Annotated in this window: 12 protein-coding genes and 2 other annotated features; of the genes, 8 read left to right on the forward strand and 4 right to left on the reverse strand. The window is 32.4% G+C overall.

Annotation, left to right across the window (positions count from 1 at the left end; genetic code table 11):
- The first annotated feature begins 269 nt into the window (after nt 1–269).
- The 3 genes from ACWOBP_RS02030 (at nt 270) to ACWOBP_RS02040 (ending at nt 9,210) form a co-directional block, all read left to right on the forward strand.
- The gene (locus tag ACWOBP_RS02030; RefSeq protein WP_455337245.1) at nt 270–4,727 is read left to right on the forward strand and encodes an SIALI-17 repeat-containing surface protein; all 4,458 of its coding nucleotides are present in this window, start codon (nt 270–272) and stop codon (nt 4,725–4,727) included.
- A 1,026-nt stretch (nt 4,728–5,753) separates the two neighbouring features.
- Nucleotides 5,754–8,651 (forward strand): Rib/alpha-like domain-containing protein, encoded by a 2,898-nt coding sequence (locus ACWOBP_RS02035; RefSeq protein ID WP_455337246.1) that lies wholly within the window; start codon nt 5,754–5,756, stop codon nt 8,649–8,651.
- A 205-nt stretch (nt 8,652–8,856) separates the two neighbouring features.
- The gene (locus ACWOBP_RS02040; protein WP_314397804.1) at nt 8,857–9,210 is read left to right on the forward strand and encodes a YlbF family regulator; all 354 of its coding nucleotides are present in this window, start codon (nt 8,857–8,859) and stop codon (nt 9,208–9,210) included.
- Nucleotides 9,211–9,319: 109 nt separating this feature from the next.
- On the opposite strand, the gene ACWOBP_RS02045 is transcribed toward ACWOBP_RS02040, so the two are convergent.
- Together ACWOBP_RS02045 and metE are read right to left on the reverse strand one after the other, a co-directional pair.
- Nucleotides 9,320–11,161, reverse strand: a complete 1,842-nt coding sequence (locus ACWOBP_RS02045; RefSeq protein ID WP_455337247.1) for a bifunctional homocysteine S-methyltransferase/methylenetetrahydrofolate reductase — start codon at nt 11,159–11,161, stop codon at nt 9,320–9,322.
- 9 nt (nt 11,162–11,170) lie between these two features.
- Entirely contained in the window at nt 11,171–13,411 is a 2,241-nt protein-coding gene (metE, locus tag ACWOBP_RS02050; protein WP_455337248.1) for a 5-methyltetrahydropteroyltriglutamate--homocysteine S-methyltransferase, read from the reverse strand.
- 84 nt (nt 13,412–13,495) lie between these two features.
- Nucleotides 13,496–13,738 (reverse strand) — a binding site (T-box leader).
- A gap of 59 nt (nt 13,739–13,797) precedes the next feature.
- Nucleotides 13,798–14,016: a binding site (T-box leader), on the reverse strand.
- 260 nt (nt 14,017–14,276) lie between these two features.
- On the opposite strand from metE, the gene ACWOBP_RS02055 reads away from it, so the two are divergent.
- The 4 genes from ACWOBP_RS02055 to ACWOBP_RS02070 all read left to right on the forward strand — a co-directional run bounded on the left by ACWOBP_RS02055 (nt 14,277) and on the right by ACWOBP_RS02070 (nt 18,755).
- Complete coding sequence (locus ACWOBP_RS02055) at nt 14,277–16,334, forward strand: SSURE domain-containing protein (protein ID WP_455337249.1); 2,058 nt, start codon at nt 14,277–14,279, stop codon at nt 16,332–16,334.
- A 377-nt stretch (nt 16,335–16,711) separates the two neighbouring features.
- Nucleotides 16,712–17,401: a response regulator transcription factor gene (locus ACWOBP_RS02060; RefSeq protein WP_448905451.1), complete on the forward strand. Its 690-nt coding sequence runs from the start codon at nt 16,712–16,714 to the stop codon at nt 17,399–17,401.
- Nucleotides 17,402–17,421: 20 nt separating this feature from the next.
- Nucleotides 17,422–18,453, forward strand: a complete 1,032-nt coding sequence (locus tag ACWOBP_RS02065) for a sensor histidine kinase (RefSeq protein ID WP_455337250.1) — start codon at nt 17,422–17,424, stop codon at nt 18,451–18,453.
- A gap of 44 nt (nt 18,454–18,497) precedes the next feature.
- Complete coding sequence (locus ACWOBP_RS02070) at nt 18,498–18,755, forward strand: metal-sensitive transcriptional regulator (protein ID WP_040464191.1); 258 nt, start codon at nt 18,498–18,500, stop codon at nt 18,753–18,755.
- Between the two features lie 137 nt (nt 18,756–18,892).
- On the opposite strand, the gene ACWOBP_RS02075 is transcribed toward ACWOBP_RS02070, so the two are convergent.
- Both ACWOBP_RS02075 and ACWOBP_RS02080 read right to left on the reverse strand, forming a co-directional pair.
- Nucleotides 18,893–19,195: a rhodanese-like domain-containing protein gene (locus ACWOBP_RS02075; protein WP_455337251.1), complete on the reverse strand. Its 303-nt coding sequence runs from the start codon at nt 19,193–19,195 to the stop codon at nt 18,893–18,895.
- A 92-nt stretch (nt 19,196–19,287) separates the two neighbouring features.
- A complete protein-coding gene (locus ACWOBP_RS02080; RefSeq protein WP_455337252.1) occupies nt 19,288–19,593 on the reverse strand; it encodes a rhodanese-like domain-containing protein in 306 nt (101 codons plus the stop codon).
- Between the two features lie 316 nt (nt 19,594–19,909).
- On the opposite strand from ACWOBP_RS02080, the gene ACWOBP_RS02085 reads away from it, so the two are divergent.
- Nucleotides 19,910–23,599, forward strand: a complete 3,690-nt coding sequence (locus ACWOBP_RS02085) for a hypothetical protein (protein WP_455337253.1) — start codon at nt 19,910–19,912, stop codon at nt 23,597–23,599.
- Nucleotides 23,600–23,616 lie beyond the last annotated feature (17 nt).

The raw sequence follows: 23,616 nt of genomic DNA on the forward strand, positions 1-23,616 counted from the left end.
ATTTTGTTAGTTCTGTCTCGTAAAATTTATTAGATATCTAAAAAAATTTCGTAAAGCGAAGTTAGATATTAATGAACCATTGTGTTTATAAGTTTTCATATAAACTTTTTTTAATATTTAGGATTTTTAGTTTAATCGTATATATCCTATTTATATTTTTGATTTTTTCGTATTTTATAGATATTGATATAAAAATTAGATTTATTGATTTGATTTTTTATGTTTGTCTGTCAATCTAGTATAGAAATTTATAATAGTAAGGAGTAGCCATGGTAAATAAAGATAAAAAAAGAGTATTAAAATATTCAATTAAGAAATTTAGTGTTGGAACATTTTCAGTGATGGTAGGTGCGTTTATATTTTTAGCATCGTCAGCTTTAGCAAATGAAACAAACTCTAATGAAAATATACATAAAGAAAATAGCACCATTATAGAAAAGGAAAAACCTAAAGAAACTTACAAAAATGAAGTGAATGCGACAAATGAAACTAGAGATATGTTAAGAGCAGCTTCAAGAGATACAAAAGAAAATGATTTACTAGAAAAGCAAAGTAATCTAATGGAAGAAAAAAATCCTATAGATGCAGCTGTTCTAGAAAGTAGAGAAAAAAATTATTTAAGTAAAAAGAACGGTGAATCAATGGAAGAGAAGAGTTCTGTAGAAAAAACTGTTGCTGAAAAGCCAAAATCTCGTAGGAAAAGATCTATAGACTCAGAAAGAGAATCAGTAAAGCGATTTGCAACTGATGATGATTTTGTGAAAATTTCAAAAGGTTTAATAACGACAGAAGATGGTAGAATTGATAATTTACTTTTTGGAAAAACTCCATTAAAAGCAAATGAAGACAAGGATGGAGATAGTGCGAAGAATGGTAGCGAGATTTATATTTATGAGAAAGCTGGAAAAACTTATTATGGTTACTATGGACATCCATTTTTAAAAGATACGGATGGTGATGGAATGCCTGATCATGATCAAAGTAATTTGAATAAGCCAGGCGACGATGATAATTTTAAGTGGTATGTGACGGACCGTGATATGGCTATGTTTATGAAATTGGTATATCGTGATGATGAGTATATTAAGAAAGTTTTAAATAAAGATTATACGTGGAAAAATACTGATAATACTGTAGCAGATGATCCAAAAGCCAGAAATGTGTATGAACTTATACATAATGAGTTTTCTCCATATTGGGAAATAGATAAGACTTATCATAATGCAAGTGGGCTTGATGCAGTATTATTTAAGACTAAAAGTACGTTGCCGATTTTACCAGACGGCTTAGTTCATGTTCTTGCGATAAGAGGAACTAAGGGTGGTGCGGATGTTACTAATGACGGGGTTATTGCAGCAGGACAAGATCCAAAGCAAGGTAAGGAAATAGAAGAAATAATAAAAGAGATAGGTATAAGAGAAGATATTAAGAATTTTTATATTACGGGACATTCTTTAGGAGGATATTTGACTCAACGTGCTGTAGTTAAGCTAAATAGGTTAGCTAATGAGGAAAACGGGTATTGGATTGATTCTACGGCTAAAAAATATAGAAACTTTTACAATAATGTTTTTAAAAAAGCTACAACGTTTAATGCTCCAAAAATTAATGCTTCGAGAACAAATGGTGATTTATATAAGAAAAGTATTTTAAGTAAGCAATTAGCAAAACAAGGAAAAATTAAACATTATGGAATGAGTGGAGATAAGTTTATAGGATTATTATATAACGATAAAGATGTAATGACCTACATAGAGGGAGGAGAACATAGTTCTAATGCTTATTTCTCAGCAATATTGAATGATGACGATAATTTTAATATAGGCGAAAGAACTGGAGTTAGCGGTAAAGGGAAAGAAAATCCAATACTGAAAAACTTAAAAATAGCAGAGCCAACGGATGAAGAAGTAAGAAAAATAGTAAATGAGAATATAAAAATTTCATTGAAAGATCAAAATCCAGTAGAAATATTAGCATTAAATAAAATATCAAGAGAAGAAGTATTAAAAAAATTAAATTTAGATAATTTACCTAATACAGCAACATTGAATATAAATGTTCCTGATGAAATTCAACCAACAGCAGTAAATCATGTTTTACCAGTAACAATAAGTTATCTAGGAAAAACAGTAAATACAAATATAAGTGTAGTAGTAAAAGTATTACCAAATTTTGAGGAGTTAAAAGCTATTAAACAAAAAGCATCTGATGAGAAAGAGAAGAAAGTAGACACAGAGCATAAAACTGTGGAAACAAAAAAACGTTATGATGCAAAAAAAGTAGAATTAGACACTAAACTACAAAAAGTTGAAGAATTGTTAAAAAATAGTACAGCCAAACAATCAGATATAAAGGTTTTAACTAAAGAATTGGAAATATTGTTGGAAGAATATAAAATGTCTGTTAGTGGCTTAAAATTAGATAAAACTTTATTAACAGATGAGATAGCAAAAGCTACGAATAAATTAGAAATGTTTAAAAATACAGATACTTCATCAAAACCAGTAGAAGTAGTAACTGAGTTTAATAGTCGAAAAGATAAATTGGTGAATGACTATAATAATCTTTTGAAAGAAGTTAAGGGTAATTTAGACATAATAGAAACTTACGATAAATTAGTGGAAGAAAAAAATAAATTGGCTAATTTGGAAAAAGATATACAAGAAGCTTCAGCTGTTTTAAATAAAACTCAAAAAGATTATTACGAACCAATTAAGAAAGCTTATGAACTTTATGAAGGAGATAAGCCTAACGCGGAATTATCTATTGAGAAAAATAATCTACCTATAAAAAATGTTGTATGGGAAACTGAACCAAATACTTCAAGTGCTGGCAATAAAGTGGAAAAGGTAAAAGTAGTATACAATGATGATAGTTTTGATTTAGTAGATGTAAATGTGAATGTCAAAGAATTGTATGGAGAAGTAGTTACAACAACTGAAGAAGAAAAACTGCCATTAAAAGTGATTTACACTGGTGATGATACAAAAGATTATGGTTATATTAGTGAAATTACTGGAAAAGATGGTAAAGTTGTTACAACTATAAAGTCAAGATTGAATAAAAAGAGAAATAATGTAGAAGAAATAAGTAGAACTCCAGTAAGAACAGATGCTGTAAATACAGTTATTACAAAAGGACTTAAGTCTAAAATAGAGGAGATTAAAATCCCAAGAGGAGTTGTTTATGAAGAAGATGCTTTAGTAGAAAAAGGAAAAGATGTTGTAAAACGAGAAGGAGAAGATGGTAAAAATATTACGACAACGACGTATATTTTAAATAGTAAAACTGGAGAAATTACAGAAAAAGTAACTGTAGAGAACAAGGAAAAAATAGATAAACTTATAGTAAGAGGGACGAAAGAAGTAGTGAGTGAGTCTAAAGTTATAGAGGTTCCAACAGATCCGAAGGATAACTTTAATGAGGATAGCGCTATAGCAGTGCCATCGCAACCAGAAGCCCCAGGAAAACAAGAGAAACCAGTTCAACCAGAGAAAATAGGAAAAGAAGGAACACCGACAGCACCTGTAGAGGAGAAACCGAAAGAAGATAAGCCATCAGTTCCAGGAAAACAAGAGAAACCAGTTCAACCAGAGAAAACAGGAAAAGAAGAAACACCGACAGCACCTGCAGAGGAGAAACCGAAAGAAGATAAGCCATCAGTTCCAGAAAAACAAGAGAAACCAGTTCAACCAGAGAAAACAGGAAAAGAAGGAACACCGACAGCACCTGTAGAGGAGAAACCGAAGGAAGATAAGCCATCAGTTCCAGAAAAACAAGAGAAACCAGCTCAACCAGAGAAAATAGGAAAAGAAGAAACACCAACAGCACCTGTAGAGGAGAAACCGAAGGAAGATAAGCCATCAGTTCCAGAAAAACAAGAGAAACCAGTTCGACCAGAGAAAACAGGAAAAGAAGGAACACCGACAGCACCTGTAGAGGAGAAACCGAAAGAAGATAAGCCATCAGTTTCAGAAGTACCAAAATACACAGATCCAGTAAGAACAAGCAGTACGGATGGAGAAGGAAACGCAATCACCCCACCAACAGCAGAAGTACCAGAATACACAGATCCAGTAGGAACAAGTAGTACGGATGGAGAAGGTAACCTAATTACCCCAGCAACAGCAGAAGTACCAGAATATACAGATCCAGTAGGAACAAGTAGTACGGATGGAGAAGGAAACGCAATCACCCCAGCAACAGCAGAAGTACCAGAATACACAGATCCAATAGGAACAAGTAGTACGGATGGAGAAGGTAACGTAAACACCCCAACAGCAGAAGTACCAGAATACACAGATCCAGTAGGAACAAGTAGTATGGATGGAGAAGGTAACCTAATTATTCCACCAACAGCAGAAGTACCAGAATACACAGATTCAGTAGGAACAAGTAGTACGGATGGAGAAGGTAACCTAATTATCCCACCAACAGCAGAAGTACCAGAATACACAGATCCAGTAGGAACAAGTAGTACGGATGGAAAAGGAAACGCAATCACACCACCAACTGTAGAGATTCCAGAATTCAATGGAGGAACAGTGGCAACAGATTCACCAATAAACAAAGGAGAGAAATATAGTGAAGTATTATCTACAAAAGTAACAAAACGCTTAGCTAATACAGGAGAAACTAATACTAACACGGGATTAGCAGGATTAGGATTAGGAATCCTAGGTGGATTACTTGCAGCAGCAAGATGTAATAAAAACGATAAAAATTAATTTAAAGTTTATAATAAATCTTTAAGTATAGTAGAAAGAGGATGACCCAAAAGTCTTAAATTTTAACAAGGTTTATATGGGAATTTATAGACGCAGTGGTTTATAGATATCTAAATTCGCTTTATAAAAGCTTTTTAGATATCTAATAAACTGTGCGGAGGTGACTCGACAAAATCGATTTCTTTGAAATTACGATTTTTGAGTCACTCCCTTTTTGGTTAAAGGCTTTAGCCAGTTGAGGGGGCGAAGTCTCCGAAACAAAAAACCCCCCCTACTTCTCAGTATAAAACAAATTTCATTTAAATTTTTTAACTAATTTTCGTATTTTCGTATCTATTTACTAGACTATAGTCCATTTGTACATTTTTATTTTATCAAAACTGTACATTCTTATTTTATTATTTTCAAAATAAATAAGATATAGCGCGGGATTGATCCAAAAGTTCTAAGTTTTTTGAAAGTATATATTATAACTTATAGATGCAGTGATTTATTGATATTTAAGTTCGCTTTTCGAAAACTTTTTAGATATCAATAAACTTTATGGGAGTGACTTAAAAATTTTGTTTCTTAGAAATCATGATTTTTGAGTCACTCCTTTCTTAATATCTCTAAAAAAATCTAATATTATTAGTAATAATTTACTTATAATTTATAAGAGATGTCTAATATAGATATTATAATATTATTTTTATAAATTAAACATAGTATCAGTTTAAAATTTTTGACATACACGTATTTAAAAATTAGAATATAATTAAGGGGATTCATTAAGAATTATAACATAAAGATTTAGTGATGAAGAATATGCGAAATATATAAAATATTTTTGTTAATTTGAAATTCTTATGAATAGTTCATTTTTTATAGGGGAGTAATATTAAGATAATAACTTTTTAGTTAATATAATATTTTAAGAATATTATTTATAATTTTTAATAAACAAGGTTAGTAAGAATTATTGAGTTTATTTTTTTAAAATCTATAAAGTTGATGTAAGATTTATAAGACAAGAGAGGGATTCCCATGGGAAGTAAAAACAATGTATTAAAATATACGGTAAAAAAATTTAGTGTTGGAACATTTTCAGTATTAGTAGGTGCTTTTATATTTTTAGCAGCGCCTGCTTTGGCAAGTGAGACGAATTCTAGCGAGAATATACATAAGGAAAACAATGTTATAATAGATAAGGAAAATCATAACGAAAGTAACGCTTTTAAAAATGTAGCAAATGAAAAAAATGTAGAAAAAAGTATTTCTGAAGATGTTAAGGTAAATGATTTAGCAAAGAAGAAAAAAGATTCACTAGGAAAAGATGTTTTGATAGATGAAAATGAAGGGGAAAAGTCGAGAGTCCGTAATGATAAGTCTGCTGTATTAGAAAGAGAATCTAAAAAACGATTTGCTACAGATGAAGATCTTGTAAAAATTTCAAAAGGTTTAATAACAACAGAAGATTCGAAGATTGATAATTTACTTTTTGGAAAAAAAACGTTAAAGGCGGATGAAGATAGTGATGGGGATAATGTGAAAAATAATCGTGAGATTTATACTTATGAAAAAGGCGGAAAAACATATTATGGTTACTATGGGCATCCATTTTTAAAGGATACAGATGGAGATGGAGTAATAGATCATGATCAGAGAGATTTGAGTAAACCGGGAGATGATGATAATTTCAAGTGGTATGTTACCGATCGAGATATGGCTTTATTTATGAAATTATCGTATCGTGATGATAGTTATATTAAAAAAGTTCTAGATAAGGATTACCAGTGGACAAAGGCTGATAACATTATTAAAGATGACTCGAAGGCCGAAAACAAATATGAACTTATGCACAATGAACTGTCGCCATATTGGGAAGTCGACAAAACTTATCATTATGATAGTGGGCTTGATGCAGTATTATTTAAAACAAAAAGTGCACTATCAATTGTTCCAGATGGATTGGTTCATGTTTTAGCTATACGCGGAACTAAAGGTGGAAAAGATATAGGTAATGATGTAGTTGTTGCGTTTGGTCAAAATCCACAACAAGGTAAAGAAATTGAAGAAATAATAAAAGAGATTGGATTAAGAGAAGATATAAAGAACTTTTATATTACAGGACATTCATTAGGGGGATACCTAACTCAACGTGCAGTAGTGAAGTTACATAAATTAGCTAATGAAGAAAATGGGTATTGGATAGAACCTACGGCTAAGAAGTATAGAAATTTTTATCGTAATGTTTTCAAAAAAGCTACAACGTTTAATGCTCCAAAAATTGTCGCATCTATTTTGAATAGAGATTTATATAACAAGAGTATTTTAAGCAAACAGTTAGCAAAAGAAGGGAAAATAAAGCATTATGGAATGAGTGGGGATAAGGTTGCAAGATTATTATACAATGATAAAGATGTTATGACCTATATAGAAAAAGGGGAACATAGTTCTAATGCGTACTTTTCATCAATATTGGATGACGACGATAACTTTAATGTTGGGGAAAGAACTGGAGTTACTGGTAAAGGAAAACAAAATCCAGTGTTGAAAACTCTGAAAATAGAAGAACCGACAACTGAACAAGTAAGAAAAATAGTAAATGAAAACATGAAAATTTCATTAAAAGACAAAAATCCACTAGAAATATTAGCATTAAATAAAATTTCTAGAGAAAAAGTTTTAGAAAAATTAAATTTAGATAATTTACCTAAAACTGCAACATTAAACATAAATATACTTGAAGGAATACAACCGACAGCAACGACGTATACTTTAAATGTAGCAGTAAATTATTTAGGGAAAACTATAAATACGAATGTAGGTGTATTGGTAAAAGTACTACCTAATTTCGAAGAGTTGAAATCAATCAAACAAGAGGCTGTTCTAGAAAGTGAAAAGAAAATAAATATAGATAATAAAACTTCAAAAATAAAAGCTAATTATAGCGCTAAAAAAGAAGAATTAAAAATAAAATTACAAAAAGTAGAAGACTTATTGAAAAATAGCAATGCTAAACAAACTGATATAAGAATTGTAACTAAGGAACTAGAAATAGCACTAGAAGAGTATAAAACAGTAGTTCGTGATTTTAGATTAGACAAAACGTTATTAACAGATGAGATAATGAAAGCAACAAAAAAACTGGAAGTATTCAAAAATACAAATACTGCATTAAGTTCGTCTGAGGTGATGAATGAGTTTAATATTCGAAAAGGAAAATTATTAAATGACTATTATAATCTATTAAAAAAAGTAAAAGGGAAGCTAGATACAATAGAAACTTATGATAAATTAGTGAAAGAAAAAGATAAGTTAGCTAATTTAGAAAAAGATATCGCATCAGCCTTATCTGTTTTAAATAAACAACAAAAAGATTATTATAAGCCAATCAGGAAAATTTATAAAATATATGAAGGTGACACAGCTAACGCAGAGTTGGCTATTGAAAAAAATGGTTTACCTATAAAAAGTATAGTTTGGGAAGAAATCCCAGAAACTTCTAAATTCGGGACTAAAAAAGCAACAGTAAGGGTAGTGTATAGAGATGGTAGTTTTGATTTAGTAAATGTGAACATAGATATTAAAGCGCTATACGGAGAGGTAATAACAAAAACGGAAGTAAAAACAATCCCATTGAAGGTAATTTATAAAGAAGACAATACAAAGGATATAGGATATGTTAATACGGTAGCGGGAACTGAAGGACGAGTTGTAACAACTATAAAATCAAGATTAAATAAGAAAACAAATGTTTTAGAAGAGATAGGTAGGGAAACAGTAACAACTAAAGCTGTTGATACAATAATAATAAGAGGGGCTGACCCAAAAGTAGAAATTAAAAAACCTTCAAGTTTGATACGATTTGAAAAAAGATATAAGAATCGCAAGGTAGTTGAAAAGCAGCAAAAGCATTATTCAAGAAAAAGAAGAAGATAGAGTAATAATTATATGACTTTGAATCAGCGAAAGATATAAGAAACAATAGGTGTCGGGAAAAGAAAGAGTAGATAAAAATAGTAAAGTAGCCGCCAGGATGATATCAATAGTAATAAAATAGATTGTTAGATGTGCAAACGATTTATTGTCAAAGAAGGTAAAACTATGGTATAATTAGAATACAACATAAAAGGAGCAAATAATTATGGTAAATATTTATGATAAAGCAAATGAATTTGAAAGAGCATTAAGAGAATCTGATGAGTATAAAGCGTCATTAGCTGCATCTGAAGAATTATATGCAGATGAAGAAGCTAATGCTTTATATACAGAATTCGTATCTAAACAAAAAGATTTAATGGAGTCTGCTCAAGCAGGAAATGAACCAACAGAAGAAGAATTATCAGTATTTGAAGGAATTCAACAAAAATTATTAGAAAATGCTAAATTCTTAGAGTTTGTACAAACTCAACAAAAACTACAATTTTTAATTGAAGACTTAAACAAAGTAATGTACAAACCTCTAGATGAACTTTTCGAAAAATACGGAAACAAATAGAATAAGATTTAACACGAAGTATTAGATATTTTCTAATACTTCGTGTTACTATTTAAAAATCACCTAGGAAACTAATTTTCTAGGTGATTTCTATATATACATTTAACTTTTATTTATCTTTGTTTTCTTCAACATAATCTATTAATTCTAATGTAAGATCATATCTAAAGAATGGTGTTATTAGGTAAATTCCTTTGAAGTGTTTTAAAGCAACATCAAGTAACTTTTTACTTTCTTCTAAAGCAATTTTTTGACAAAGTTCTTTGTCATCTTTTACTTCTTCTAGTTTTGCTAAGAATTCTTCTGATAACTTGATACCAGGTACCTCATTGTGTAGGAATACAGCATTGTTGTAGCTAGTAATTGGCATTATACCAACGAAGAATGGAGTATCTGGATAATCAGCAGCAAATTCTGCTAATTGCTCAATTTTTTCAGCTTCAAAGACAGGTTGTGTAATAAAGTAATCAGTACCTGCTTTAATTTTCTTCTCAACTAGACGTTTTGTTTTACTTAAGTCGCGAACATTTGGATTATAAGCAGCAGCAACTGTGAAGTTTGTAGTCTTTTTCAGAGAAGCTCCATTATATCCAAGTCCTTCATTAAGTTGTTTAATGAATGGAATTAATTTAAGACTAGTCATATCGTAGACACTAGTAGCTCCAGGGAAATCACCAAGTTTACTTGGATCTCCAGTAAGAGCAAGGACATTATTAATTCCAAGAAGATCAAATCCCATTAAACGAGATTGCAATCCGATAAGATTGTGATCACGACATGTTAAATGCAGAAGTGTAGGAGTAGAAATGTGCTCTTTAAGTAACGTAGCAGCAGCTAAATTACAAATTCGAGTGCTAGCTAAAGAATTATCTGCTAAAGTTATAGCTTCGATATTCTTTTTATCTATCGCTTTAGCACCTTCGATAAATTTATCTACATTTAAATGTTTAGGTGGATCTAGTTCAGCTATTATTGTTACTTGTTTTTTCACTTTATCAATAATTGTTGGTTTATTATTTGCTACTCTTACAAGCTCTTCCTCAGCTGGTAAAGGTGTAATAATTTTTCTTTTAACAGGTTTAAGATCTTTAATTCCTTTTTTAATAGCACGAATATGCTCAGGAGTAGTTCCACAGCAACCACCGATTAATCTTACACCTTCTTCTACAAGTAACTTAGCACTTTGTTCGAAGTAAGCCGAATTTTTTCTAAAACGGTATTCATTACCATTAATAGTTTGTGTTAACTGTAATAAGCTGGCATTAGGATAAGCTGATAGGTAGCTTTGTGCAAATAATGGGACCTGTTTTAAACTTTTTATCATATGATAAGGACCAAGATGACAGTTTAAACCAACGATATCAGCACCTAAGTTAACAAGGGCGCTTAGAGCGTCAGTTACTTTTTCCCCATTTTGAGTTATACCTGCTTCTAATAATGAAATATTAGTAATAATAGGTAAGTCAGTTAATTTTCTAGCTTCAGTTAATACAGCACGAATTTCTTCTTGATCATAGTAAGTTTCAAAAAGTAATGCATCAACTTTATTTGTTGATAATAATACTTTAACTTGATCGATCGTTTCATTGACAATTGTTTCTAATGATAGTTCACATTCACGAAGTCCTCTAATAGCTCCAATAGTACCGAAAACAAAAGTGTTTTCTCCAGCAGCTTTACGAGCTATTTCAGCAGCGCGAATATTAATTTCTTCAAACTTGTCTTCATAACCATAAGTTTTTAGCTGACATTTTTTTGCAGCATAAGTATTTGTTTGAATTATATCTGCTCCAGCTTCGATATAAGCCTTATGAATTTTCTCTACAGAATCCGGATTAGAGATATTATTATATTCATGACAACTTTCCAATCCATTACTATAGAGAGCTGTACCCATAGCTCCATCGGCTACGAGTACATTTTGTTCTAATCTCTCTAGTAAGTTTCTCATATGAACCTCCTATTTAGCGGCAAGTTCATTTCTAATTTCTTTAGTTACCTCAACTAAAACTTCTAATGCTTCAATAGTTTCTTTTTCAGCACGAGTTTTTAATCCACAGTCAGGGTTAATCCAGAATTGCTCAGTAGATAGTTTTTGAAGTGGACGTAAGATGTTTGTACGAACTTCTTCTTTAGTAGGAACACGAGGAGAGTGGATGTCGTAAACTCCTAGACCAATACCTAAAGGATAGATTGCAGTTTCGAATGCAGAGATTAATTCTCCGTGACTTCTACTAGTTTCGATAGAAATAACGTCGGCGTCTAATGCACGGATAGAATCGATAATTTCATCGAAGTTAGAGTAACACATATGTGTGTGAATTTGTGTATCATCTTGAACTGATGAAGTAGCTAGACGGAATGAGAATACTGCTTCTTCAAGATATTTTTCTTTTTTGTTATCTCTTAGAGGTAATCCTTCACGGATAGCTGGTTCGTCAACTTGGATAATTGTAATTCCAGCTTTTTCTAAAAGTTCAATTTCATTTTTAAGAGCGATAGCTATTTGGTTGAAGATTTCTGCTTTAGAAATATCAGTTCTTTCGAATGACCAGTTTAGAATTGTAACTGGTCCAGTTAACATACCTTTAACAGGACGGTTAGTTAAGCTTTGAGCGTAGGCAGTTTCTTTAACTGTAACAGCTTCTACGTGTTTTACATCTCCGTAGATAATTGGTGGTTTAACCCCACGAGAACCGTATGATTGAACCCAACCGAATTTAGTAGATGCGAATCCAGCGAAACGTTGCCCGAAGAATTCAACCATGTCTGTACGTTCGAACTCACCGTGAACTAATACGTCGATATCAAGATCTTCTTGGATTTTAATCCAACGAGCGATTTCTTCTTCAATGAATTTTTCATATGCTTCATTAGATAATTCACCTTTTTTCCATAGAGCACGTTGTAGACGTACTTGTTTAGATTGAGGGAATGATCCGATTGTAGTAGTTGGTAATAATGGTAAGTTGTATTTTTTATTTTGAACTTCACGACGAACTTTGTAATCAGATGGACGAGTAGAACGAACATTTTCACTTGATTCTAATTCAAGGTTTCTGAAGTCAGCGTTTTGTAGTTTATTGAAGTCTTCAACGTGTTTTTGGTATGCTGCATCTTCTTTGCCATCTAATTTGCTAGCTAGTAAGTTAAGCTCTACTAATTTTTGATCAGCAAATGCTAAACCATTTAATAATGTTTCTTCTAATTCAGTTTCGTTTTTAGTTGTTACTGGTACGTGTAGTAATGAACATGAAGGTTGAATTACTAATTCAGCAACATTGGCTTTAATTTCTTCTAATAATGCAGAACTATCTTCGAAATCGTTGCTCCATACGTTACGTCCATCAACAACCCCAGCAAATACTTCTTTATCTTTGAATAAACCAGCTTTTACATTAGCTAAGTTTTCTTCTCTTCCGTGAACGAAGTCTAAACCGAAAGCTACTGGTAAATCAGCAAGTTTTTCAGCTTCTACTAAAGCTTCAAAGTAAGTTTGGAAGATGAATTTAGCATCTACTTCGTTGTTGAAGTGGTTGTATACTTTGTGAGCTAATTCTACGTAGTTTCTCCCTTCATCAGTAACAAAGATTGGCTCATCTACTTGGATGTAAGAAGCACCAGCTTCAGCTAATTCTTTGAATACTTGAGTATATAATGGTAATAATTTATCTACAGCTTTTTCAAATTCTCCTTCAGCTAGACCACTAGATAAAGCAACATATGTAATTGGTCCAGTGATTACTGGTTTAGCTTTATCTCCTACGATTTCTTTTGCTTCTTTATATAAGTCTAATAGACGAGTATTGTTTAATTTAGGGCTAACATTTTCCCATTCTGGTACGATGTAGTGGTAGTTAGTGTTAAACCATTTTTTAAGTGCAGATGCAACATTATCTTTGTTACCACGTGCGATATCGAAGAATAAGTCTACATCAACTTCTCTTCCTTCAAAACGTTGTGGAATAACGTTGAATTGAACTGATAAATCTAAAATGTGATCATAAAGTGAGAAATCACCAACTGGGATAAAATCTAATCCAGCATTTAATTGTTTCTCGATATAAAGACGGCGAAGTTTTCCTGCTTCTTCAAATAACTCGTTTTGACGAACTGTACGAGCCCAGTATCCTTCAATTAATTTTTTCCATTCTCTTTTTTCCCCTAAACGTGGGTATCCTAAACTTGAAATTTTTGTCATTATTCTTTCCTCCTGAGATTTTCTCTTTTTGTGTATATTGAATTATAAAAATAAAAAACGCCCTTAAACAATAATCTAGTATTGTCTAAGGACGTGCGTTTCATACGTGGTACCACCTTATTTTATGGAAAATCTAAAATGATAAATTGAATTTTTTAGTTTTCCACCTCATTAAAATTTTAACGCTATTTTCTGCGTAATTATCTAACTTCCGCTCGATAATTAAAACTCAAAGACCATCTTCAAAAAAACTCATTAATCTCTTTTCAGCTACCGAGACTCTCTGGTGTAAATCCTTTTTTCTACTCATCTTATCTATGTTATTATGTATTAATTTGTAAAAATATTTTTTTATTCAGTCTTAAATACGACAAAAGGGTAGTAACACAAGGGACGAAATGACCGTGTTACCACCCAATTTTATAATCTTAAAATAAATTTTAATCTTACCTCAATGATTATTAACGGTTATCAACCGGAACTAACTTATATATACTCATTAGTTCAGCTCTGTGACCATTTACAATACACTCAAATCCTTTTTTTCACCAACCAAAAGGTCTCTAATAATTAAGCAATATTGCTCTTCACTTCTTCGCTTTTTAAAACTGTTAAAGAAATATTATCATAAGATTTTTTCTTTGTCAACACTTTTTATTAAAAAAATTAAAAACTTTTTTCGAAATTGTCAGAAATCTAAGGTGAACTATATATATTAGTATATTTTTAAAATAATATTTTTATAATATCTATTTAAGAATTATTTAAACATTTACTAATAGTTAGTTAATATCTATAAGGTATACTGTATTCATCAAACAAAAAATTTTGGTACTAAAGTATTAATAAGAGGAGAAAAATACAAATGAAGAATAACTTTATGAAATCAGAAAATTTTACAAAATGGGCAATAAGAAAAGTTAGTGTTGGAGTAGTATCAGCAGCAATTGCAAGTGGTATTTTTGTAATTGTAGGAGGTGGAGAAGCTCACGCAAGTGATTTACAAGATAAAGCTCCTGTAGTTCAAAATGTAGATAATAAACAAATTGATACAGCTGTTGAATCTAAAGCACCTGAAAATAAAACAAATACTGTTGAAAAAGTAACAACACCAGTTGAGAAACAAACAGTTGAAGTGAAAACTGATGTTACACCTGAGAAACAACCTGAAGTAAAACCAGAACCAAGCGCTGAGTCTAAAGAAGCTGATGTAAATAATTTATTAAAACTTGCTAAAGATGTAGCGGAACCACAAACAACTCCAGTTGAAGTTAAAAAAGCAGTAATGGATAACACAAAAGATGAAGTTAATGTACCAGCTAAATACTTAGACAAAGCAAACTTCCCAGGGCCATTCACAGCTGGAGTAAACCAAGTAATTCCTTATGAATTCTTCGGTGGAGATGGAATGTTAACTCGTTTAATCTTAAAATCATCAGACAAAGCTCCATGGTCAGACAACGGATCAGCGAAAAATCCAGCCTTATTACCATTAGAAAAATTAGGAAAAGGATTATACTTCTATGAAGTAGATCTAGAAGGAACAAAAGGAAAATCAGATAAAGAATTATTAGATTTATTAAAAGCAAATGGAACACAAAGCTACAAAGCAACAATCAAAGTATACGGTGAAAAAGACGGCAAAGCAGATTTAACAAACTTAGTAGCTACAAAAGATGTAAATGTAAATCTAAATGGATTAACAACTGTTAACGAAGTTAAAAAAGCAGTAATGGACAATACAAAAGATGAAGTTAATGTACCAGCTAAATACTTAGATAAAGCAAACTTCCCAGGACCATTCACAGCTGGAGTAAACCAAGTAATTCCTTATGAATTCTTCGGTGGTGACGGAATGTTAACAAGATTAATCTTGAAATCATCAGACAAAGCTCCATGGTCAGACAACGGATCAGCGAAAAATCCAGCCTTATTACCATTAGAAAAATTAGGAAAAGGATTATACTTCTATGAAGTAGATTTAGAAGGAACAAAAGGAAAATCAGATAAAGAATTATTAGATTTACTTAAAGCTAATGGAACACAAAGTTACAAAGCAACAATCAAAGTATACGGTGAAAAAGATGGAAAAGCAGATTTAACAAATGTAGTAGCAACAAAAGATGTAAATGTAAATCTAAATGGATTAACAACTGTTAACGAAGTTAAAAAAGCAGTAATGGACAATACAAAAGATGAAGTTAATGTACCAGCTAAATACTTAGATAAAGCAAACTTCCCAGGGCCATTCACAGCTGGAGTAAACCAAGTAATTCCTTATGAATTCTTCGGTGGAGATGGAATGTTAACAAGATTAATCTTAAAATCATCAGATAAAGCTCCATGGTCAGACAACGGATCAGCGAAAAATCCAGCCTTATTACCATTAGAAAAATTAGGAAAAGGATTATACTTCTATGAAGTAGACCTAGAAGGAACAAAAGGAAAATCAGATAAAGAATTATTAGATTTACTTAAAGCAAATGGAACACAAAGCTACAAAGCAACAATCAAAGTATACGGTGAAAAAGACGGAAAACCAGATTTAACAAACGTAGTAGCACTTAAAGAGGTTACTGTAAATCTTCATAAAGAAGCTATGGAAATGGAGAAAAAACCAGGTGAAAATATGATGATGGATCATAAAAAACATGATTTAATGGATTCGAATATGAGCGGAAAAACTATGGATATGCATAAATCAGATGACATGACTATGAAAGCACATATGGATAAAGATATGAACGCTCATATGAACAATAATATGATGAAAAAAGGAATGTTACCAAAAACAAGTGCAGCTCCAGAAGGAACAATGAATGCAACTAACGCAACAAATACTTCAACTACAGGAATAGTAGGATTAATCATCGCTAGTCTATTAGGTTTATTAGGACTTAGAAGAAAAAATGAAATTGACTAAATAGAATGGGAGTGACTCAAAAATCGTGATTTCAGAGAAATCGATTTTGTCGAGTCACCCCCGCACAGTTTATTAGATATCTAAAAAGCTTTTATAAAGCGAATTTAGATATCAATAAACCACTGCGTCTACGAGTTCTAATATGAACTTTGTTAAATTTTAGGACTTTTGGGGCAGCCCAATGTATTAAACGATTAAAATTAGTGTGATTTGATAGTAGTCTCTTTTATAAAATTTTTTGAATATCTAGAATTATGTGGGGAAATCTCAATTAAATTGATATTTTTAAAATAGTGAGAGATAGTACCTTGCAGAATTTAACAGAATAGTGCTATACTTTTAATGTATAGTGCTATTTTGTTAGGAGGAGTAAAGATATGATGAATAAAATTTTATTAGTAGATGACGAGATAGAAATAACGGAGATAAACAAAAGATATCTAGAACAAGGTGGTTATGATATAGATATTGCTAATGATGGAAAAGAAGCATTAGAAAAATATAAGAGAAATAAGTATTCTCTAATTATTACGGATATAATGATGCCAAATATGGATGGCTATGATTTGATTAGTGAAGTACAATATTTGGATGCAGAGCAACCTTTTTTATTTATAACTGCCAAAACAACTGAGCCAGATAAGATTTATGCTTTGAGCATGGGGGCTGATGACTATATAGTTAAGCCGTTTAGTCCTAGAGAATTAGTATTAAGAGTTAGGAACATATTACGTCGAATTGAAAAAAGTAGTACAGATAGTATTTCGACTTTAGGGGATTTAGAAATAAATTATAATAGTAGAATAGCGATGGTCAATGGAAAACAACTAGACCTAACGGTGAAATCTTTTGAATTATTATGGTTATTAGCTAATAATCCAGAACGTGTTTTTTCTAAAACAGAATTATATGAAAAAATATGGCACGATGAATATGTAGAAGATGCGAATACATTGAATGTGCACGTGCATTCTTTAAGGAGAATATTAATGAAATACTCTACAGAGAAAACACCAAATATAAAGACAGTGTGGGGACTAGGATATAAAATGGAAAGACAAGTTTAAAAATGGAAAGGAAATATAGAATGAAATTAAGAGATTATATTATTGTTGGATATATTTTGTCATTTTTAATAACTATAGCTGCTGTATTTTGGGCTTCAAACCAAATGTTAATCGAAAAGAAAGATACCTATTTTATTGTTGCAATTACTGTGATTGCGGGATTAATCGGTGCGACGATAAGTCTAGCATTATTGAAAGGTGTGTTTAAATCATTAGATGTGCTAAAGAAAAAAACAGTAAATATAAGCGAGAAGAGATTTGATATCAGTGATGAAGTGATACGTCCAGTCGAATTTAGAGATTTATCTATTGCATTTGATGATATGGCGAAGCACTTAAAAGAAAGTTTTGAATCACTAGAACAAAGTGAAAAAGAAAAATCTCTTATGATTGCTCAACTTTCTCACGATATAAAAACTCCTATAACTTCTATTCAATCAACAGCTGAAGGAATGTTAGATGGTATAATAAAAAAAGATGAATACAAGTACTATTTAGAAACAATTTGTCGTCAAACAACTAGATTAAATAAATTAGTTGAAGAATTAAATTATTTGACGCTAAGTGTGAAAGAAACTGATTCTGCAGATAAAAAAGAAACTATATTTTTAGATAAATTATTAATTGATTGTATGTCTGAATTTAAGTTAAGAGCAGAAAAAGAACAAAGAGATATTTTTATTAAAGTTATACCGGAAAATGCAAAAATAGTAAGTAATTATAATAAATTACAAAGAATAATAGTTAATTTACTAGGTAATGCATTTAAATACTCTCCAAGTGGAACAAAAATCGAAATAGTTGCTGAAATTAGTGATGAAATGCTTTCTATTTCTATAATTGATGAAGGATGTGGTATAAAAAAAGAGGAACTTGATAATATTTTTAAAAGATTATATCGTGTTGAAGCATCAAGAAATATGAAAACAGGTGGCTATGGGTTAGGTTTAGCTATAGCGAAACAACTAGCTGTGCAACTAAATGGAGACATTAAAGTAGAGAGTGAATATGGTAAAGGAAGTACATTTACCTTGGAAATTTTGACAAAATAAATTATTCAATGTATAATGAAAAAAAATATACTGAGGAAAAATATATGTCAAAGTCAAAGTACATAACGCGTTTAAAACGTTCTGAAGGACAGCTTAGAGGAATTCAAAAAATGATAGAAGAAGAGCGAGATTGTATGGATATTATGATTCAGCTAAGTGCAGTTCGTTCTAGTGTTGACAAAGTTATTGAATTATTAATAACAGAAAATCTTATGGAATGTATTAATAATCCTACAGAAAATCCTGAAGAGCATAAGGAAAAAATAGAAAAAGCTATACAGTATCTAGTAAAAAAGAAATAGCATACTAAATTAGTAATAAAAGTCTTGATTCAAGATTATTTTGGACCAAGACTTTTATTTTTTAAGATGTATTAATTTTATAGAAAATTTTATAAATTAATTGTTGGTTGTTTTTTACTAATTGGTTGTTTAATTTTTTATTTTGTTTCTCCAGGCCAGTTATTCATGCCACCTTCAACATTTATAACATCAAATCCTTGTGCATCAAGAAAATCATATGCTTTAGCTGAACGACCACCTGCTTGACAAATCACGTAGTATTTTTGATTTTTGTCTAATTTAGAAAAATCTGTGCCTAAAGTACTTAAAGGGAAATTTTGAGCAGAAGGTATGTGACCAGCTGCATATTCATGAATTTCTCTTACATCAAGAATAGTGAGTTTTTCACTACTATTAGTATATTTTTCATAAAAATCCTTCATTGAAATATTGTTTTTCATAGTTAATTCCTTTCATATTACTAAATTTAACTACTGTAATACTCTGAAACATGTTATGTTTTTAACAGAGCTAAATTATTCATGGTCTAATTTTAAACTATTTTACCTCGCCATGCATGCATTCCGCCTTTAACATTGACAACATCGAAACCTCTTTTTTTAAGTTTTTTTGCGGCAAGTTTACTTCTTGCTCCAGAGTGACAAATTACATATGTTTTTTTGTCAGCGATTGGAGTGAAGCTACCGATTTGATTTAGTGGAATATTTTTTGCATTTTTTATGTGGCCTCTTCTAAACTCACCAGGTGTTCTTACGTCTATTAGTTGAATATTTTCCTTTAATTTATTTTCCAGTTCAGCAGTAGAAATACTGTCAACTTTTGTGAATAAAAAAAACATATTATTACCTCCTATATACCCCTATAGGGTATATTAAAACATGAATTCAGGTCTTTGTCAAGGATGATGATTATATTATAAGAAATATTTTATACTATATGTAAATAAAAAACTATCAGTTGTTGAAAGAATTGTATATAGCTATAAAATCTTAAAATTATTTATCTCTTTGAAAATATGAAAGAAATTATATGAAAATAACTTTCGTTTTTTCGGGAATTATATGCTTGACAAATAAGAAAAATAGGAGAATAATGGAATAGAAAGTAACCATAATATTTATAAAAAACAACCAACAATTTAGGAGGAATTTTAAATGAAAAAAATATCAAAGGTAGCTACTGCCAGTGTACTATTATTTACATTAGCAAATCCACTAGCTGTATTCGCTGAGAATAGAGTAGACAATATTTCAGAAGCAAGTAGTAATAAAACAACACAAGATCTTACAATTAGTTCAGAAGAAATTAATGGAGATATAGTATTTCATGTAACTGCAGTTAGAGATACTTATGAAGCAATTCTATATGCCAAAATTAACGGGAAAAATTATACTTATAATCTAGGTAATCTAAAAAAAGGTCAAGTATCAAAAATAGTTCAACCAGGTGCAAGTATAAATAACAACAGTGCTTCTATTACAAAAGAAAGTAAAAAAGAAAAATCACTACCTAATACAAGTGTAGTAAGAGAATTAGTAGAAAAGTCGATTTCATATAGTAATGAATTAAGTGGGAATATAATTGAAGCAAAAGTTGTCTATAAAGCATATGAGCTAGTAGAAAAAAATCCAACTTTAAATGAAGGAACAAAATATGTTCCAGAAAGTAAAGTTAAAGAAGGTGCTATTGTAAAACCAGAAGTACTAGTAAAACCAGAATATAAAGAAGTTTTAGGTGGAGCAATAGTTGAACCTGCTGTAGAATCGGAATTACCAAAAGCGGAAGAACCAGCAGCCCTAGCGCCGAAAGCGGAAGAACCAGCAGCGCCAGCACCAAAAGCAGAAGAACCAGCAGTGCCAGCATCAAAAGTAGAGGAACCAGCAGCCCCAGCGCCGAAAGCGGAAGAACCAGCGGCGCCAGCACCAAAAGTGGAAGAGCCAGCTACCCCAGCACCAAAAGCAGAGGAACCAGCAGCGCCAGCACCAAAAGCAGAAGAACCAGCAGCGCCAGCGCCGAAAGCGGAAGAACCAGTAGCTCCAACACCAAAAGTGGAAGAACCAGCAGTGCCAGCACCAAAAGTAGAGGAACCAGCAGCGCCAGCGCCGAAAGCGGAAGAACCAGTAGCTCCAACACCAAAAGTGGAAGAACCAGCAGTGCCAGCACCAAAAGTAGAGGAACCAGCAGCCCCAGCGCCGAAAGCGGAAGAACCAGCGGCGCCAGCACCAAAAGTGGAAGAGCCAGCAGCGCCAGCACCAAAAGCAGAGGAACCAGCAGCGCCAGCACCGAAAGCAGAAGAGCTAGTAGTGCCAGCACCGAAAGCGGAAGAGCCAGTAGTGCCAGCGCCAAAAGCAGAGGAACCAGCAGCGCCAGCACCGAAAGCAGAAGAGCCAGCGACACCAGCGCCAAAAGTAGAAGAGCCAGCGACGCCAGCACCAAAAGCAGAGGAACCATCAGCGCCAGCACCGAAAGAGGAAGAGCCAGCAGTGCCAGCGCCAAAAGCAGAAGAGCCAACGGCGCCAGCACCAAAAGCAGAACCAGCACCAAAAGCAGAAGAACCATTAGCGCCAGCACCGAAAGAGGAAGAACCAGCAGCGCTAGCACCGAAAGAGGAAGAACCAGCAGCGCCAGCACCAAAAACAGAAGAACCATCAGCGCCAGCATCGAAAGCAGAAGAGCCATCAGCGCCAGCACCAAAAACAGAAGAGCCATCAGCGCCAGCACCAAAAGCAGAGGAACCATCAGCGCCAGCACCGAAAGCGGAAGAGCCAGCAGTGCCAGCGCCAAAAGCAGAGGAACCATCAGCGCCAGCGCCAAAAGCAGAGGAACCAGCAGCGCCAGCACCGAAAGCAGAAGAGCCAGCGGCGCCAGCACCGAAAGCAGAAGAGCCAGCGACACCAGCGCCAAAAGCAGAGGAACTAGCAGCGCCAGCACCGAAAGCAGAAGAGCCAGCGACACCAGCGCCAAAAGCGGAAGAACCATCAGCGCCAGCGCCAAAAGTGGAAGAACCATCAGCTCCAGCGCCAAAAGCAGAAGAACCAGCAGCTCCAAAAGAAGGTACTCCATCTGAAGAAGTAACACCTAAAGATGAAAAACTTGAGGAAGCAAGAAAAGATGGAACAGATGTTATTGAAAAAATTGCGGCTTTAAAACTTAGTGAAATTGAAAAAGTTAAAGATGAAGCAGAAAAAGCTAAATTAGAAGCTAAATTAAAAGAATTAAAAGAAGCAGGATTAGAAGCGATAAATAATGCTAAAGATCACGATGCAGCAGTAGATGCTGCGGATGAATATCAAACTAAGATTGATGAGATTAATGTTCCAGGTGAAGAATTACCAGCACCAAATTATAACAAAGATAATTTAACAAATGGCCGTAATGAAGGTACTACTATTGACAATGGAAGTACAGCAATAGGCCATGGGGCAGGTGAAGCTACATCAACAACTCCGACAAAACCTGCCACTGAAGAAAGACCAACTTCACCAGTAACTCCAACACAACCTGCTTCAACTTCAGAGGGAACTTCTAGTTTCAGAAATGCTCCTGAAGTTCAAGTTAGAGCAAGAAGAGTAGCACGAGAAGCAAATCAACCAGACGGTACGGTAAACATAAGTTATAATTATGACGGAATGCCAGATATCAATGGATTTTTATCTGATCCAGGAGAAAATAATACAGTAGCTATTTCAAATTCAGCAACTGAAGATGAAGTAAAAGAATTAGTTAAAGCAAAAATTCAAGCTAAGGCTCAAGAATTAGCTAAACATGGATATAAAGTAAAAGAAGAAATAGTATTCGAGCAAGATACTAGTGTGAAGAACTTTAATTATGTAGTTACTTTCACTAAAGAGAAAGCAGGAACTTCTAGTTTCAGAAATGCTCCTGAATTTCAAGTTAGAACTAAAAAAGTTGTAAAAAGAGATCTATCTAATAAAACAAAACAAATAAATATCTATTACAATCTAACAAACCTAAAAGATATAGCCGGAGCATTAGGTGAAGTAGGAGAAAACAATATGTTAACTTTATCTGGAAATGCTACAAAAGAAGAAATTAAGAAAGCTATTGAAGAACATACAAAATCTCAAATAGAGAAATTAAATAAACAAGGTTTTAAAGTTGTTTCAACTACAGATTTAGATCAAATCGTTGAAGGTGGAGATAGCTATGATTATGTTGTAGAATTTACAAAAGAATCTAAATCTACATCAGCTAACAATACAGGTTTTAGAAAAGCACCATTAATTCAAAAAAGAGCAAAAAGATCGGTAGAGCAAAAAGAAACTGTAGATGTAAATGTTTATTTCAATTTAAAAACTTTACCAGGAATAGCTGGAGCATTGGATGTAGATGGAGATAATACCATTAAACTTCCAAAAGATGCTAGTAAAGAACAAGTAAAAGAAGCTATAAAAGATAAAATTGCGAAAGTAGAAAAACGTGGTTATAAAGTTAGTGATTTCTACTTTGGAGCGAAAACAGAACGTGGTTATGACTATGTTGTAGAATTTACAAAAGAATCTAAATCTACATTAGCTAACAATACAGGCTTTAGAAAAGCCCCATTAGTTCAAAAAAGAGCTAAAAGATCAGCAGAAGGACAAGAAACTGTAGATGTTAATATTTACTTCAATTTAAAAACTTTACCAGGAATAGCTGGAGCATTGGATGTAGATGGAGATACTACTATAAAACTTCCTAGAAATTCAACTGTAGAACAAGTTAAAGCTGCTATACAAACAAAAATCGCTAAAGTAGAAAAACGTGGCTATAAAGTAGTTGATGCCTATTTTGGAGCAAAAACAGAACGTGGTTACGATTTTGTCGTAGAATTTAAAAAATAAAAAATAACCTAAATAAA

It is taken from the genome of Gemella parahaemolysans (genome assembly GCF_053758945.1).

What these genes read in the sequence shown, in the direction of transcription:
- ACWOBP_RS02030 (WP_455337245.1), top strand. Translation starts at nt 270, where the DNA reads ATGGTAAATAAAGATAAAAAAAGAGTATTAAAATATTCAATTAAGAAA.
- ACWOBP_RS02035 (WP_455337246.1), top strand. Translation starts at nt 5,754, where the DNA reads ATGGGAAGTAAAAACAATGTATTAAAATATACGGTAAAAAAATTTAGT.
- ACWOBP_RS02040 (WP_314397804.1), top strand. Translation starts at nt 8,857, where the DNA reads ATGGTAAATATTTATGATAAAGCAAATGAATTTGAAAGAGCATTAAGA.
- ACWOBP_RS02045 (WP_455337247.1), bottom strand. Translation starts at nt 11,161, where the DNA reads ATGAGAAACTTACTAGAGAGATTAGAACAAAATGTACTCGTAGCCGAT.
- metE (WP_455337248.1), bottom strand. Translation starts at nt 13,411, where the DNA reads ATGACAAAAATTTCAAGTTTAGGATACCCACGTTTAGGGGAAAAAAGA.
- ACWOBP_RS02055 (WP_455337249.1), top strand. Translation starts at nt 14,277, where the DNA reads ATGAAGAATAACTTTATGAAATCAGAAAATTTTACAAAATGGGCAATA.
- ACWOBP_RS02060 (WP_448905451.1), top strand. Translation starts at nt 16,712, where the DNA reads ATGATGAATAAAATTTTATTAGTAGATGACGAGATAGAAATAACGGAG.
- ACWOBP_RS02065 (WP_455337250.1), top strand. Translation starts at nt 17,422, where the DNA reads ATGAAATTAAGAGATTATATTATTGTTGGATATATTTTGTCATTTTTA.
- ACWOBP_RS02070 (WP_040464191.1), top strand. Translation starts at nt 18,498, where the DNA reads ATGTCAAAGTCAAAGTACATAACGCGTTTAAAACGTTCTGAAGGACAG.
- ACWOBP_RS02075 (WP_455337251.1), bottom strand. Translation starts at nt 19,195, where the DNA reads ATGAAAAACAATATTTCAATGAAGGATTTTTATGAAAAATATACTAAT.
- ACWOBP_RS02080 (WP_455337252.1), bottom strand. Translation starts at nt 19,593, where the DNA reads ATGTTTTTTTTATTCACAAAAGTTGACAGTATTTCTACTGCTGAACTG.
- ACWOBP_RS02085 (WP_455337253.1), top strand. Translation starts at nt 19,910, where the DNA reads ATGAAAAAAATATCAAAGGTAGCTACTGCCAGTGTACTATTATTTACA.